Annotated in this window: 13 protein-coding genes; 10 read left to right on the top strand and 3 right to left on the bottom strand. The window is 63.6% G+C overall.

Annotated elements, in window-relative coordinates; translation table 11 throughout:
- The first annotated feature begins 82 nt into the window (after nt 1-82).
- The 4 genes from prpC (at nt 83) to prpD (ending at nt 6,824) form a co-directional block, all read left to right on the top strand.
- The gene (gene prpC, locus ACNQPL_RS01900) at nt 83-1,210 is read left to right on the top strand and encodes a bifunctional 2-methylcitrate synthase/citrate synthase (protein WP_416465590.1); all 1,128 of its coding nucleotides are present in this window, start codon (nt 83-85) and stop codon (nt 1,208-1,210) included.
- Nucleotides 1,211-1,333: 123 nt separating this feature from the next.
- On the top strand, nt 1,334-3,922 hold the full coding sequence (acnD, locus tag ACNQPL_RS01895) for a Fe/S-dependent 2-methylisocitrate dehydratase AcnD (RefSeq protein ID WP_416465588.1): 2,589 nt from the start codon (nt 1,334-1,336) through the stop codon (nt 3,920-3,922).
- 159 nt (nt 3,923-4,081) lie between these two features.
- A complete protein-coding gene (gene prpF / locus ACNQPL_RS01890; protein ID WP_416465586.1) occupies nt 4,082-5,272 on the top strand; it encodes a 2-methylaconitate cis-trans isomerase PrpF in 1,191 nt (396 codons plus the stop codon).
- A gap of 67 nt (nt 5,273-5,339) precedes the next feature.
- Nucleotides 5,340-6,824 carry a 2-methylcitrate dehydratase gene (gene prpD / locus ACNQPL_RS01885; RefSeq protein ID WP_416465584.1) on the top strand — a complete coding sequence of 495 codons (1,485 nt, stop codon included), beginning with the start codon at nt 5,340-5,342 and terminating at the stop codon, nt 6,822-6,824.
- A gap of 85 nt (nt 6,825-6,909) precedes the next feature.
- On the opposite strand, the gene acnB is transcribed toward prpD, so the two are convergent.
- Nucleotides 6,910-9,519: a bifunctional aconitate hydratase 2/2-methylisocitrate dehydratase gene (acnB, locus tag ACNQPL_RS01880; RefSeq protein ID WP_346615488.1), complete on the bottom strand. Its 2,610-nt coding sequence runs from the start codon at nt 9,517-9,519 to the stop codon at nt 6,910-6,912.
- 405 nt (nt 9,520-9,924) lie between these two features.
- Here acnB and ACNQPL_RS01875 point away from each other — a divergent pair, with 405 nt between their 5' ends.
- Nucleotides 9,925-10,392, top strand: a complete 468-nt coding sequence (locus tag ACNQPL_RS01875) for a DUF1289 domain-containing protein (protein ID WP_416465582.1) — start codon at nt 9,925-9,927, stop codon at nt 10,390-10,392.
- A gap of 67 nt (nt 10,393-10,459) precedes the next feature.
- Nucleotides 10,460-11,221 carry a hypothetical protein gene (locus tag ACNQPL_RS01870; RefSeq protein ID WP_416465580.1) on the top strand — a complete coding sequence of 254 codons (762 nt, stop codon included), beginning with the start codon at nt 10,460-10,462 and terminating at the stop codon, nt 11,219-11,221.
- Between the two features lie 27 nt (nt 11,222-11,248).
- Here the strand turns inward: ACNQPL_RS01870 and queD are convergent, their stop codons facing one another.
- Together queD and ACNQPL_RS01860 are read right to left on the bottom strand one after the other, a co-directional pair.
- Entirely contained in the window at nt 11,249-11,605 is a 357-nt protein-coding gene (gene queD / locus ACNQPL_RS01865) for a 6-carboxytetrahydropterin synthase QueD (RefSeq protein ID WP_056800268.1), read from the bottom strand.
- 51 nt (nt 11,606-11,656) lie between these two features.
- Entirely contained in the window at nt 11,657-12,736 is a 1,080-nt protein-coding gene (locus ACNQPL_RS01860; protein WP_346615466.1) for a patatin-like phospholipase family protein, read from the bottom strand.
- Nucleotides 12,737-12,890: 154 nt separating this feature from the next.
- On the opposite strand from ACNQPL_RS01860, the gene ACNQPL_RS01855 reads away from it, so the two are divergent.
- The 4 genes from ACNQPL_RS01855 to ACNQPL_RS01840 are packed head-to-tail and all read left to right on the top strand — an operon-like array spanning nt 12,891 to nt 15,498.
- Nucleotides 12,891-13,199, top strand: coding sequence for a PepSY domain-containing protein (locus ACNQPL_RS01855; protein WP_346615467.1), 309 nt, complete (start codon nt 12,891-12,893; stop codon nt 13,197-13,199).
- A complete protein-coding gene (locus ACNQPL_RS01850; RefSeq protein WP_346615468.1) occupies nt 13,199-13,513 on the top strand; it encodes a PepSY domain-containing protein in 315 nt (104 codons plus the stop codon). Before ACNQPL_RS01855 ends, ACNQPL_RS01850 begins: the two co-directional genes overlap by 1 nt.
- On the top strand, nt 13,514-14,182 hold the full coding sequence (locus ACNQPL_RS01845; RefSeq protein ID WP_346615469.1) for a response regulator transcription factor: 669 nt from the start codon (nt 13,514-13,516) through the stop codon (nt 14,180-14,182). It begins immediately after the preceding gene.
- Entirely contained in the window at nt 14,179-15,498 is a 1,320-nt protein-coding gene (locus tag ACNQPL_RS01840; RefSeq protein ID WP_416465577.1) for a sensor histidine kinase, read from the top strand. Before ACNQPL_RS01845 ends, ACNQPL_RS01840 begins: the two co-directional genes overlap by 4 nt.
- The last annotated feature ends 7 nt before the right edge of the window (nt 15,499-15,505 follow it).

The raw sequence follows: 15,505 nt of genomic DNA, 5'->3' as shown, positions 1-15,505 counted from the left end.
CGGCTTGCGGCGACAGGGCTGGTACAGGCACCCCGAAATAGCCAGAAGACATCCATAACAAATTCAAGAAAGGAGAAACACCATGGCCGAAGCAAAAGTACTCAGTGGCGCAGGCCTGCGTGGCCAGGTGGCCGGTCAGACCGCACTGTCGACCGTCGGCCAGGCCGGTGCCGGCCTGACCTACCGGGGTTATGACGTGCGCGACCTGGCGGCTGCAGCCGAATTTGAAGAAGTCGCCTACCTGCTGCTGTACGGCGAGCTGCCGACCCAGGCCGAGCTGGCTGACTACAAGCACAAGCTCAAAGGCCTGCGCGACCTGCCCCAGGCCCTGAAGGAAGTGCTCGAGCGCATTCCGCGCGACGCCCACCCGATGGACGTGATGCGCACCGGTTGCTCGGTGCTGGGTACCCTGGAGCCGGAGCTGACCTTCGAGGCCCAACGCGACAAGACCGACCGCCTGCTCGCCCTGTTCCCGGCGGTGATGTGCTACTGGTACCGCTTCACCCACCACGGTGTGCGCATTGACTGCACCAGCGACGAAGACACCCTCGGCGGCCACTTCCTGCATTTGCTGCACGGCAAGAAGCCAAGTGAACTGCACGTCAAGGTGATGAACGTATCCTTGATCCTCTACGCCGAGCACGAGTTCAACGCCTCGACCTTCACCGCCCGCGTTTGCGCCTCGACCCTGTCAGACCTGTACTCCTGTGTCACGGCCGCCATCGGTTCGCTGCGCGGCCCGCTGCACGGCGGCGCCAACGAGGCGGCGATGGAGCTGATCGAACGCTTCCAGTCCCCGCAGGAGGCCACCGCCGAGCTGCTGCGCATGCTTGAGCGCAAGGACAAGATCATGGGCTTTGGCCACGCCATCTACAAAGAGTCCGACCCGCGCAACGAGGTGATCAAGGGCTGGGCGAAGCAGCTGGCCGACGAGGTGGGTGACAAGGTGCTGTACCCGGTTTCCGAGGCCATCGACAAGACCATGTGGGAGCAGAAGCGCCTGTTCCCCAATGCCGATTTCTACCATGCCTCGGCGTACCACTTCATGGGCATCCCGACCAAGCTGTTTACCCCGATCTTCGTCTGCTCGCGCCTGACCGGCTGGGCGGCGCATGTGTTCGAGCAGCGCGCCAACAACCGCATCATCCGCCCGAGCGCCGAATATGTCGGCGTCGAGCAGCGCCAGTTCGTGCCAATCGAGCAGCGCTAAGTTGCAGGCCTTCGCGATCCAGGGCCGTACCCCTGTGGGAGCGGCCTTGTGTCGCGAGAGGGGCGCTTAGCGCCCCAATGGCCCGAACTGCCACCGATTACCGTGACCGAGCCCGATAATTATATGAACACCGCATACCGCAAAGCCCTGCCAGGCACCGCCCTGGACTATTTCGACGCCCGCGCCGCGGTCGAGGCAATCAAGCCCGGCGCCTACGACAGCCTGCCGTACACCTCCCGCGTGCTGGCCGAGAACCTGGTGCGCCGCTGCGACCCGGCAACGCTCGATGCCTCGCTGGGCCAGCTGATCGAGCGCAAGCGCGACCTCGACTTCCCCTGGTTCCCGGCCCGCGTGGTGTGCCACGACATCCTCGGCCAGACCGCCCTGGTGGACCTCGCCGGCCTGCGTGATGCCATCGCCGACAAAGGCGGTGACCCGGCCGCAGTCAACCCGGTGGTGCCGGTGCAGCTGATCGTCGACCACTCGCTGGCCGTCGAGTGCGGTGGTTTCGATCCGCAGGCGTTCGACAAGAACCGCGCCATCGAAGACCGTCGCAACGAGGACCGCTTCCACTTCATCAACTGGACCAAGAAAGCGTTCAAGAACGTCGACGTGATCCAGCCCGGCAACGGCATCATGCACCAGATCAACCTGGAGAAAATGTCGCCGGTGATCCACAGCGACCGTGGCGTTGCCTACCCCGACACCTGCGTCGGCACCGACAGCCACACCCCGCACGTCGACGCCCTGGGTGTAATCGCCATCGGCGTAGGCGGCCTTGAAGCTGAAAACGTCATGCTGGGCCGCGCCTCGTGGATGCGCCTGCCGGAAATCGTCGGCGTCGAGCTGGGCGGCAAGCTGGCGCCTAACATCACTGCCACCGACCTCGTGCTGGCCCTGACCGAGTTTCTGCGCAAGCAGAAGGTGGTGGGTGCCTACCTCGAGTTCTACGGCGAAGGCGCGCGTGCCCTGACCCTCGGCGACCGCGCGACCATCTCCAACATGGCGCCGGAATATGGCGCCACTGCAGCGATGTTCGCCATCGACCAGCAGACCATCGACTACCTCAAGCTGACCGGCCGTGAAGAACAGCAGGTCAACCTGGTCGAAACCTACGCCAAGGCCACCGGCCTGTGGGCTGACGCCCTGGCCAACGCCGAGTACGAGCGGGTGCTGCACTTCGACCTGTCGAGCGTGGTGCGCAACATGGCCGGGCCGTCCAACCCGCACGCCCGGGTGGCCACCAGCGACCTGGCGGCCAAGGGCATTGCCGGCGCATGGCAAGACGTGCCAGGGCAGATGCCGGACGGCGCGGTGATCATCGCCGCCATTACCAGCTGCACCAACACCAGCAACCCGCGCAACGTGATTGCCGCCGGCCTGCTGGCGCGCAATGCCAACAAGCTCGGCCTGGCCCGCAAGCCGTGGGTCAAGTCGTCGCTGGCGCCGGGCTCCAAGGCTGTGCAGCTGTACCTTGAAGAAGCCGGCCTGGAAAAAGAGCTGGAGCAACTGGGCTTCGGCATCGTCGCGTTCGCTTGCACCACCTGCAACGGCATGTCCGGTGCGCTGGACCCGGTGATCCAGCAGGAGATCATCGACCGCGACCTGTACGCTACCGCCGTGCTGTCGGGCAACCGCAACTTCGACGGGCGCATCCACCCGTACGCCAAGCAGGCGTTCCTCGCATCGCCGCCGCTGGTGGTGGCCTATGCCATCGCCGGCACCATCCGTTTCGACATCGAGAAGGATGTGCTGGGCGTGGTCGATGGCAAGCAAATCCGCCTGAAGGACATCTGGCCGAGCGATGAAGAGATCGATGCGGTGGTGCGCGCCGCGGTCAAGCCGGAGCAGTTCCGCAAGGTCTACATCCCGATGTTCGCCATCGAGGAAGACCGTGGCCCGAAAGTCGCACCGCTGTACGACTGGCGCCCGATGAGCACCTACATCCGCCGCCCACCTTACTGGGAGGGTGCCTTGGCCGGTGAGCGCAGCCTGCGCGGCATGCGCCCGCTGGCGGTGCTGCCGGACAACATCACCACCGACCACCTGTCGCCCTCCAACGCCATCATGCTCGACAGCGCCGCTGGCGAATACCTGGCGAAAATGGGCCTGCCGGAAGAGGACTTCAACTCCTACGCCACCCACCGCGGCGACCACTTGACCGCGCAGCGTGCCACCTTCGCCAACCCCAAGCTGTTCAACGAAATGGTGCGCAATGACGACGGCAGCGTGAAGCAGGGCTCGCTGGCGCGCATCGAGCCGGAAGGCAAAGTGACCCGCATGTGGGAAGCCATCGAAACCTACATGCAGCGCAAGCAGCCGCTGATCATCGTTGCCGGTGCCGACTACGGTCAGGGTTCATCGCGCGACTGGGCGGCCAAGGGCGTGCGCCTGGCGGGTGTCGAGGCGATCGTGGCCGAGGGCTTCGAGCGCATTCACCGCACCAACCTGGTGGGCATGGGCGTGCTGCCGCTGGAGTTCCAGGCGGGTACCGATCGCAAGACCCTGGGCCTGGATGGCAGCGAAACCTATGACGTGCTCGGTGAGCGCAAGCCGCGTGCAACGCTGACGCTGGTGGTGACCCGCCGTAATGGTGAGCGGGTCGAGGTGCCGGTGACCTGCCGGCTGGATACCGCCGAGGAAGTCTCGATCTACGAGGCGGGTGGGGTGCTTCAGCGCTTTGCCCAGGACTTCCTCGAAGCTTCGGCCTGAGTGGTTGGGGCTGCTTCGCAGCCCATCGCCGGCAAGCCGGCTCCTACACCTGCAGCGTTGTTTCGAAGCTTGCGCCGCACCTGTAGGAGCCGGCTTGCCGGCGATGGGCCGCGCAGCGGCCCCAAGGCATATTGCACTTTCGAACAGGACAGCACAGCAATGGCACACGCACCCCAAATCAAGATTCCCGCAACGTATATCCGCGGCGGCACCAGCAAAGGCGTATTCTTCCGCCTGCAGGACCTCCCCGAACAGGCCCGGGCCCCCGGCCCGGCCCGCGACGCACTGCTGCTGCGCGTCATCGGCAGCCCCGACCCTTACGCCAAGCAGATCGACGGCATGGGTGGCGCCACCTCCAGCACCAGCAAAGCCGTGATCCTCTCGCCCAGCAGCAAGCCCGAACACGACGTTGACTACCTGTTCGGCCAGGTCGCCATCGACAAGGCCTTCGTTGACTGGAGTGGCAACTGCGGCAACCTGTCGGCCGCCGTTGGCGCGTTCGCCATCAGCAGGGGCCTGGTCGACCTGGCGCGCATTCCGCGCAATGGCGTGGCCACGGTGCGCATCTGGCAGGCCAACATCGGCAAGACCATCATCGCCCACGTGCCGATCACCGAAGGTGAGGTGCAGGAAACCGGCGACTTCGAGCTCGACGGCGTGACGTTCCCGGCGGCGGAAGTGCAGCTTGAGTTCCTTGACCCGGCCGCCGACGAAGACGGTGGCGGTGGGGCGATGTTCCCCACCGGTAACCTGGTGGACGACCTGGAGGTGCCTGGCATAGGCACGTTCAAGGCCACCCTGATCAATGCGGGTATCCCGACCATTTTCGTCAATGCCGCCGATATCGGTTACACCGGCACCGAACTGCAGGACGCCATCAACGGTGATGCCCAGGCGCTGACGCGCTTCGAGACCATCCGTGCCTACGGCGCCGTGCGCATGGGCCTGATCGAGCATGTCGACCAGGCTGCCGGGCGTCAGCACACGCCGAAGGTGGCTTTCGTTGCGCCGCCAAGCACCTACACTGCGTCCAGTGGCAAGGCGGTTGCGGTGGCTGACATCGACCTGCTGGTGCGCGCATTGTCCATGGGCAAGCTGCACCACGCGATGATGGGTACCGCCGCTGTGGCCATCGGTACCGCTGCTGCCATCCCTGGCACACTGGTCAACCTCGCTGCAGGCGGGGGCGAGCGCAGTGCCGTGCGCTTTGGTCATCCCTCCGGCACGCTGCGGGTTGGCGCCGAGGCTCGCCAGGTGAAGGGTGAATGGACGGTGACCAAGGCAATCATGAGCCGTAGTGCTCGCGTGCTGATGGAAGGCTGGGTGAGGGTGCCTGGCGATAGCTTCTGAGGCATCACTGGCGCTTGGCTTTGGATGAGTGGGGCCGCTTGCGGCCCTGAATTCACAGGAGCTGCATATGAGCGCCAACGTAGACCTGAACGAGCGCCCTGACTACGACCAGGTGCTGCAAACCCTTGCCGACTATGTACTCAGCTATCGGGTGGAGTCGCCCGAAGCGCTGGACACTGCGCGCAATTGCCTGATGGACACCTTGGGCTGCGGCCTGCTGGCCCTGCGCTTCCCTGAGTGCACCAAGCACCTCGGGCCGCTGGTGGAAGGCACCGTGGTGCCCAATGGGGCCCGCGTGCCTGGCACCAGCTACCGCCTGGACCCGGTCAAGGCTGCCTGGGACATCGGCTGCACGGTGCGCTGGCTGGATTACAACGACACCTGGCTGGCCGCCGAGTGGGCCCACCCTTCGGATAACCTGGGCGGCATCCTGGCCGTGGCCGATCACCTTTCGCAAAAGCACGTGGCAAACGGTGAAGCCCCGCTGCTGATGCGCGAAGTGCTCGAAGCCATGGTCATGGCGCATGAGATTCAGGGCGTGCTGGCGCTGGAAAATTCATTCAACCGTGTGGGCCTCGACCACGTAGTGCTGGTCAAGGTGGCGTCCACCGCGGTGTGCGCCAAGCTGATGGGCGCCAACCGCGAACAACTGCTCTCGGCCTTGTCCCATGCCTTCGTCGATGGCCAGGCGCTGCGCACCTATCGCCATGCGCCGAATGCCGGCTCGCGCAAGTCGTGGGCTGCAGGTGATGCTTCGAGCCGGGGAGTGCGCCTGGCCGATATCGCGCTGCGGGGCGAGATGGGTGTGCCTGGCGTGCTGACGGCGCCGCAGTGGGGGTTTTACGACGTGTCCTTCAGCCACACCAACAAGGACTTGGCGCTCAAGCCTTCCGCCCAACAAGCACTTAAGTTGCCGCAACCCTTGGCCAGCTACGTGATGGAAAACGTGTTGTTCAAGGTCAGCTTCGCGGCGGAGTTCCACGCCCAGACTGCCTGCGAGGCTGCGGTGAGCCTGCACCCGCAGGTGCGCAATCGCCTGCATGAAGTCGACCGTATCATCATCACCACCCAGGAGTCGGCGATCCGCATCATCTCCAAGGTCGGTGCGTTGGCCAACGCCGCCGACCGTGACCATTGCCTGCAATACATGGTGGCGGTGCCACTGATTTTCGGTTACCTGGTGGCAGAGCATTACGAGGACGCTTTTCACGCGGCCCACCCGAGCATCGACCGCTTGCGCGAAAAAATGGAAGTGGTAGAGGACCTGCGGTTCACCCGTGAGTACCTGGAGGCGGACAAGCGCTCCATCGCCAATGGTTTGCAGGTGTTTTTCAAGGATGGCAGCAGCACCGAGCAGGTGGTGGTGGAGTACCCGGTTGGGCACCGGCGCCGGCGCGGGGAGGGCATACCGCTATTGGAGGCGAAGTTCAGGGAGAACCTGGCGACGCGGTTTGCGCGGCAGCGCTGTCAGCAGATCTTCGAACTGTGCACGGACCAGCAGAAGCTCGAGGCTACGGCGGTGCACCGGTTTGTGGACTTGTTTGTGATTTGAGGTTGCGTTGCCCCGCGAAGAGGCCTGAAAGAGTAATAAAAAACCCCAGCATCTCTGCCGGGGTTTTTTTACAGCTTACGGCTACTTACGCTTGAACAACCGGGATCTTGGCGTTGGCCGCAGCCTCGCGGAACTCGGCGATCTGGTCGAAGCTCAGGTAGCGGTAGACGTCGGCAGCCATGCTGTCGATGTCTTTGGCGTACTGCATGTACTCTTCGACGGTCGGCAGCTTGCCGATGATCGAAGCGACAGCAGCCAGCTCGGCCGATGCCAGGTACACGTTGGTCGCGTCGCCCAGGCGGTTCGGGAAGTTACGGGTCGAAGTGGAAACCACGGTCGAACCGGTCTGCACACGTGCCTGGTTACCCATGCACAGCGAGCAGCCTGGCATTTCCATGCGCGCACCGGCCTTGCCGTAGATGCCGTAGTAGCCTTCTTCGGTCAGCTGGTGAGCGTCCATCTTGGTTGGCGGAGCCAGCCACAGACGGGTAGGGATGCCACCCTTGACCTTCTCCAGCAGCTTGCCGGCAGCGCGGAAATGGCCGATGTTGGTCATGCACGAACCGATGAACACTTCGTCGATCTTCTCGCCCTGTACCGAAGACAGCAGGCGGGCATCGTCCGGGTCGTTTGGCGCGCAGAGCACAGGCTCCTTGACGTCGGCCAGGTCGATTTCGATGATTTCAGCGTACTCGGCATCGGCGTCGGCCGACAGCAGCTCAGGGTTGGCCAGCCAGGCTTCCATGGCCTGGGCGCGACGCTCCAGGGTGCGTGGGTCGCCGTAGCCTTCGCCGATCATCCAGCGCAGCAGGGTGATGTTGGACTGCAGGTACTCGGCGATGGCCTTTTCCGGCAGCTTGATGGTGCAGCCGGCAGCGGAACGCTCGGCCGAGGCGTCGGACAGCTCGAATGCTTGCTCGACGGTCAGTTCGTCCAGGCCTTCGATTTCCAGGATGCGGCCGGAGAAGGCGTTTTTCTTGCCCTTCTTCTCGACGGTCAGCAGGCCCTTCTGGATGGCGTAGTAAGGGATGGCATGTACCAGGTCACGCAGGGTGATGCCCGGTTGCAGTTTGCCCTTGAAGCGCACCAGGATCGACTCTGGCATGTCCAGCGGCATGACGCCGGTGGCGGCAGCGAAGGCCACCAGGCCGGAGCCGGCCGGGAACGAGATGCCGATCGGGAAGCGGGTGTGCGAGTCACCACCGGTACCGACGGTGTCCGGCATCAGCATGCGGTTCAGCCAGCTGTGGATGATGCCGTCGCCTGGGCGCAGCGACACGCCGCCACGGGTGCGGATGAAGTCTGGCAGGGTGTGGTGGGTGGTGACGTCGATCGGCTTCGGATAGGCCGCGGTGTGGCAGAACGACTGCATCACCAGGTCAGCGGAGAAGCCCAGGCACGCCAGGTCTTTCAGCTCGTCGCGGGTCATCGGGCCAGTGGTGTCCTGGGAACCGACGGTGGTCATCTTCGGCTCGCAGTAGGCACCTGGGCGCACGCCTTGGCCTTCTGGCAGGCCGCACGCACGGCCGACCATCTTCTGCGCCAGGGTGAAGCCCTTGGTCGAAGCGGCAGGCTGCTCCGGTTTCTTGAACAGATCGACAGGGCCCAGGCCCAGCTCGGCACGGGCTTTTTCGGTCAGGCCACGGCCAACGATCAGCGGGATACGACCACCAGCGCGGACTTCGTCCAGCAGCACTTCGGTTTTCAGTTCGAAGTGGGTGACCAGCTCATCGCTGCCATGGCGGCGCACTTCACCTTTGTACGGGTACACGTCGATGACGTCGCCCATGGCCAGGTTGGTGCAGTCGAATTCGATCGGCAGGGCGCCGGCGTCTTCCATGGTGTTGTAGAAGATCGGGGCGATCTTGGTGCCGAAGCAGAAACCGCCGGCGCGCTTGTTCGGCACGTACGGGATGTCGTCGCCGAAGAACCACAGCACCGAGTTGGTGGCGGATTTACGCGACGAACCGGTACCGACCACGTCACCGACATAGGCGACCGGGAAGCCTTTGGCCCTTACCGCTTCGATCTGCTTCAGTGGGCCGACCGAACCTGGTTGCTCTGGTTCGATGCCGTCACGGGCCATTTTCAGCATGGCCAGGGCGTGCAGCGGGATGTCAGGGCGCGACCAGGCGTCTGGCGCAGGGGACAGGTCGTCGGTGTTGGTTTCGCCAGGCACCTTGAACACGGTCAGGGTGTACTTGTCGGCGATGGCAGGGCGCGAGGTGAACCACTCGCCAGCAGCCCAGGATTCCAGCACGGCCTTGGCGTGGACGTTGCCCGCCTTGGCTTTTTCGGCCACGTCGTGGAAGGCATCGAACATCAGCAGGGTGTGCTTGAGCTTTTCGGCCGCGACGGCGCCCAGTTCGGCGTCATCCAGCAGCGCGACCAGCGTTTCGATGTTGTAGCCGCCCTGCATGGTGCCCAGCAGCTCGGTGGCGAGCTTGCGGTCGATCAGCGGGGACTTGGCTTCGCCCTTGGCCACGGCGGAGAGGAAAGCGGCCTTGACGTAGGCAGCTTCATCGACCCCTGGTGGTACGCGGTTGGTGATCAGGTCTACGAGGAAGGCTTCTTCGCCGGCTGGCGGGTTTTTCAGCAGCTCGACCAGGCCTGCAGTTTGTTCGGCGTTCAGCGGCTGGGGCACGATACCCAGGGCGGCACGCTCTTCGATGTGTTTGCGGTAGGCTTCAAGCACAGTTATTACCCTCATCAGTGGTCCCTAAAGGGAGTCCGGGACGCTCATCCAGCATTCTCTGCACCCATGCGCAATCACGGCTTCTTGGGCCGCCCAGCCAGGGTCGCAGAGAATCCTTACAGAAGCTGCTTTCAAAGTTTTACGCCTGCAGAACGGGGAGCTGATGAGGGCTGGCGCGGGCATGCGAGGGTGCATGGCCCGGGCCAACGCCGTTCTACCGGATTAACTGTGCTCGTGACGCTTTGAAAACAGCTTCCAACGGACATTGTTGCCTTGAAAAGGCGGGATGATTCTACGGCAAATTGTCGCGGAAGGTAAGGCGGCGAACATGACTTTAACGAGTGACCGTGGTTAGACAAAGGGCTAACATGGGCCTGTGTTCCACCGCCAAGCCGTTGTTTTTTCATGTCCAACCAATCCATCAAGACCCCTTGCGTCGGCCTTTGCTCCACGGTGTATGGAGACACGGTGTGCCGTGGCTGCAAGCGTTTTCACCATGAAGTGATCCACTGGAATGGCTATGACGAGGCGCAGAAGCGCGCTGTGTGGCTGCGCCTGGAGCAGCTGCTGGTGCAGGTGATGATGGCCAAGCTGGAAGTGTTCGACAAAGGTTTGCTGCGCCAGCAGCTGCAGCAGCGTTCGATCCGTTTTGTCGAGCAGCAGTCCGAATACTGCTGGGCGTATCAGCTGATTGCCCGCGGGGCGCGGATGATTCGCGACCTGGAGGCCTACGGGATGGCCTTGATGCCTGAATTCCGCGATTGGGATCTGCCGCAGTTGCGCGATGCCATCGACCGCGAATTCTTCCTGCTGTCCGAGGCGCATTACCAGCGCTATATAGCCCCTGCCTTCCTGCGTGCCGAGCTGAGGTAAGCCTTCTTCCTGCTCCATGCATTGAAAAGGCGCCATTGTGCGTTTTTATCGAGCGTATGGAGTACCGATGATGGCGGACCTGTGTTTTGAACCGCTGCTGAGTTTTACCGCGACATGCCGCTGGCAATTGCTGGATGCACCGTTGCGGGCTGCCCAGTTTGACGATAATGAAATTACCCGGCCGTTCTGGGCCGAATTCGATGATTGGAATGGTGACGATGGTTGGCTGATGACCAGCCTGGACTACGGCGAAGAAATGTTGCAATCCTTCCTGCTTGACCAGCTGTGGCCGGGCGAGGGTCGTCAGCGTGCGTTCTGTGACAATTTCTGGTTTGGTGTCTATCGATTTGCAACAGGCTTCGTTTACGAGATCCGCCCGGCATATGAGGGCAAAAACGTGGACCGCTGGCCTTCACTGGAATACTGGCTCGACGTCAGTCGCAGCGGTTACCTGGGCTTTTACTCGGCGGGCTCGGATGCCGGTGTGCTCAAGGACGACCCGCCCAGGCTTGCGTTGCGAGACCCCTTCGGGACATCCGTGGCGCTACCCGTCGACTCGCCTATCGATCTGGACACGGTACTGTACAAGCTGACCGTCGGGCGACAAACGCCACTGTGGCACATCCCTGGCCTGAATCCGCAGCGGCTGCAAGAAGGGCAATTGTTCTTGAACATGAAGCTCTACAGCGCGGACGGTCTGCAAGTGAGGCGAAAGGTCGAGCAGGTTGCATACCTTAACAACCGTCGCGGCGAGCGTGGCCAGTTCAGCCTGCAGGTATCCAACCCTTGCGTGCCTCCTCACCCTCGCCCGCTCGTTGCCAAACCTTGACCCCGTGCTCGGTTAGCGCGGCGCCAATCAATCGCCGCTGTATTCGCAGCCGCTGGTGCAGGTTTCATGAATACGCACCTTCGACAACTCCGGCAGCAGCGGCTTGACCTGGTCCCAGATCCACTTGGCGATCACTTCGCTGGTAGGGTTTTCAAGGCCAGGGATATCGTTCAGGTAGTTATGGTCCAGCTGCTCGTAGATCGGCTTGAAGATCGCCTTGATTTCAGAGAAGTCGCGGATCCAGCCGGTGTGCGGGTCGAGCGGGCCGGTCAGGTGCAGGCCGACCTTGAACGAGTGACCGTGCAGGCGGCCACATTTGTGGCCAGCCGGGACGTGGGGCAGGCGGTGGGCCGATTCGAATGTAAATTCCTTGAAGATTTCCACTTTTATAACTCTGCGTGAATCAGTAATGCGCGCAGTCTACCAGCATGGCCGTTACAAGGCTTGCAGGCGTTCATGCAACCGCCCGGTGGCGATCAGTTCCAGCAACTCGTCGCCCAAGCGCTGGCTCTCGGCAATGGCTTTGTACCAGTAGCGCTTGCGGCTGGCGGCATCGCCCATGAAGCGCTTGAAGTCGTTGCGGTCGGGCAGCTTGCCGAAGGGCAGGGCGGCCAGGTACTGCGGCGACGGCGTCATTAGCAGCACGTTTTGCAGGCGCGTGGCGTCGCCCCTGCGCCAAGGCAGGGCCTTGTCGAACCAGCCGGGCACCACCTTGTCGGTGAAATGCGGGTAGAGCACCAGGTCGTCGCCGCGGTAGGGCAAGTCGAGGTGGTAGTCGAGCAGGCCACCGTCGCGGTAAGTGCCGCTGCCAACGCCTGGAATGTCACGCACGCCTTCCATCACCATCGGGATCGACCCAGACGCCAGCAGGGCATGGCGCAGGTTGCCCAGGGCCAATGGCAAGCAGCGTGATGGGAAGTCGGTGAGTGCATCGAGCGGCGGCGCAGCGCGCGCGTCGTGCAGGATGATGCGCTCGAAATGCCGGGCCAGCCGCGCGCGGCCCAGCAGGTTGCTGGCGATCACCGAACCCAGGCCCATGCCCAGGCGGCCGCGGTGGTCGTGGGCCAGTTGGCCATGGCTTTTGACCACCAGGATATTCAGGCGATAGTGCGGGTTGGCGAGGATCTGCCCGTCGCGGCCCTGCAGCAGGTCGTCGAGCATGCGTTGGCAGCTGCGGCTGATGCCGGCCGGCGTGACGCCCTTGGCGAAATCTTGTTCGGTATACAGCTCGCCCAGGCGCCGCAGGCCTTCGACCGGGTCGTCAAGGCAGGCGCTGGCGAAGCGCCAAGAGCCGATCGAGGCCCCTATCAAAGCCCGCTGGCGTGGCGCCGAAGGCAGCCATTCACCGAACAGTGCAAGGTCCAGGCCCTGGATGCCCAAGGGCTTGGGCCCACCCGCCGCACCCGGCAGCACGCCCACATCAGCTGCCTGCAGGCCGCGTTCACGGATTTGCTGCAAGGCACGCTGGCCGGCCTTGAAGGTCAGGGCGGGAAATTTGATATGGATAGCGCTCATTGGACTCCAGGGCTTGTAGGCGCGGGCTTGCCGGCGAAGCAGGCAACGCAGTTTACCTGCGCTATCATGGCGCCAGTTGTTTTCAGGTTGAGTTAAGGACCGGTGGATAATCTTAACCCCGTAGACAAATTACACATCTCGATGGAGAGAACCCATGAAAACTTTGACTGCCCTGTTCACTGCCGCTGCGCTTGCTTTGGGTGCCAACGTTGCCCTGGCCAAAGACGTCCAGCCTGACGAAGTGGTCAAGCTGGTCAACGCCAAGACCATCAAGTCGCTGGATGAGCTCAAGGCCGCCGCCGTAGCCAAGCACCCAGGCGCCACCGTCACCGATTCCGAGCTGGAAAACGAGTACGGCCGCTACATCTACAAGGTCGAGCTGCGTGATCAGCAGAATGTCGAGTGGGACGTCGATCTGGATGCCAAGACCGGTGAAGTACTGAAGGACGAACAGGACCGCTGATGATCCACTTATCCCGGCCGGCGCGTTACCTGGCGTTATCGCTGCTGGCCGTCTGCTCCCTGGCCGCGGCCCGCGACCTGGACCAGGATGAAGCCCTGCAGCTGCGCCAGAAGGGCATCATCCTGCCGCTCGAACAACTGCTCGAGACCGCCCTGGGGCGCTACCCCGGGGCGCGTCTGCTGGAGGCCGAGCTGGAAGAAGACGATGATCGCTACGAATACGAAGTCGAGCTGTTGACCCCGCAAGGGGTGGTGCGCGAGATCAAGCTCGACGCCAGTACCGGCGCCCTGCTCAAAGACGAGGAAGACGACTGAATGCGCCTGTTGCTTGTCGAGGACAACGTACCCCTGGCTGACGAGTTGATCGCCGGCCTGCAGCGCCAGGGCTATGCCGTGGACTGGTTGGCCGATGGCCGTGATGCGGTGTACCAGGGCCAGAGTGAGCCCTACGACCTGATCATCCTCGACCTCGGCCTGCCGGGGTTGCCGGGCCTGGAGGTGCTGGCGCAGTGGCGTGCAGGCGGCCTGGCCACGCCGGTGCTGATCCTCACCGCACGCGGCTCCTGGGCCGAGCGCATCGAGGGCCTCAAGGCCGGTGCCGATGATTACCTGAGCAAGCCGTTCCACCCTGAGGAACTGCAACTGCGCATCCAGGCCTTGCTGCGCCGCGCCCGGGGCTTGGCCAACCAGCCCAGGCTCGAAGCTGCCGGCCTGCACCTGGATGAAAGCCGTCAGTGCGTGAGCCGCGAGGGGGTAGACATCCAGCTCACTGCCGCCGAGTTTCGGCTGTTGCGTTATTTCATGCTGCACCCGCAGCAGATTCTGTCCAAAAGCCACCTGGCCGAGCACCTGTACGACGGCGAAACCGAGCGCGACTCCAATGTGCTTGAAGTGCACGTCAACCACCTGCGCCGCAAGCTCGGCCGCAGCGTCATCGAAACCCGCCGCGGGCAAGGCTACATCTACGCCGGGAGCGCCGCGTGAAGTCGATCCAGGCACGCCTGAGCCTGGGCCTGGTGGCCGTGCTGGTGGTGGTGGGCGTGGTGCTCGCCCAGCTCACCTTGTGGCTGTTCGAGGCCGGCTTGCAGCGCTACCTGGAAAACGGCCTGCGCAAGGAAAGCGAGAACCTGCTGGTGGCGCTGGTGCGTGGGCCATCGGGCTTGCAGCTGGATGAGCGGCGCATTTCCGCGGCCTATCAACGGCCATTCTCCGGCTATTACTTCCGCATCGATTTCGACCAGGGTACCTGGCGTTCGCGCTCGCTGTGGGACCTTGATATGCCCAAGCCCTCTGCGCCGGGGCTTTCCGACAGCCACGAACTCGGCCCGGAAGGGCAGCAGTTGCTTGCCTTGCGGGCTGACTATCGGCGCTTGGGGCAGGACATCTCGATCAGCGTGGCCCAGGACTATTCGCCTGTGCGCGAGGGCTTCCGGCGCCTGCAGCAGATCGGCCTGGGCATGGGGCTAGTGGCGTTGATCCTGGTGCTGGTGCTGCAGCGCATTACCGTCACCCGCTCGCTGCGCCCGCTGGAGCGTGCGCGCCAGCAGATCGCCCAGTTGCAGCAAGGCCAGCGCTCGCAACTCGATGCCGCGGTGCCCAGTGAGCTGGCGCCGCTGGTGGGGCAGATCAACCACTTGCTCAGCCATACCGAAGACAGCCTGCGCCGCTCGCGCAATGCGTTGGGCAACCTTGGCCATGCGCTGAAGACGCCGCTGGCGGTGCTGCTGAGCCTGGCGTCCAGCGAGCGTCTCAAGGACTTGCCCGAGGTGCGTGCGCAACTGCGTGAACAACTGGAGCAGATCCAGCAACGCCTGGCCCGTGAGTTGAACCGGGCGCGGCTTGCCGGCGATGCGCTGCCTGGGGCGCAATTCGACTGTGATGCCGAGCTGCCCGGGTTGCTGGCCACCTTGGGCATGATTCATGGCGAAGGGCTGTTGCTCGAACGTGATGTGCCGCCGGGCTTGCTGCTGCCGTGGGACCGCGAGGACGTGCTGGAGCTGCTCGGCAACCTGCTGGACAACGCCTGCAAGTGGGCGGACAGCGAGGTGCGGCTGGGTATCGTGTCTACTGCCGACGGGTACCGGTTATGGGTCGACGACGATGGCCCAGGCATTCCTGAAAGCCAGCGCTTGCAGGTGCTGGAGCGGGGGTCGCGGCTGGATGAGCAGGTCGAGGGGCACGGCCTGGGGTTGGGTATCGTGCGCGATATCGTCGATGCCTGGGGCGGCCGCCTGGCCTTGCTGGAAAGCCCGCTGGGCGGTTTGCGGGTGAGCATGGAACTGCCGCGCAAGGCGCGTTGATTCGGCA

It is taken from the genome of Pseudomonas sp. LFS044 (assembly GCF_047978245.1).
In the GTDB taxonomy this organism is placed as follows: Bacteria; Pseudomonadota; Gammaproteobacteria; order Pseudomonadales; family Pseudomonadaceae; genus Aquipseudomonas.
This window is presented reverse-complemented; position numbering and strand designations above follow the sequence as displayed.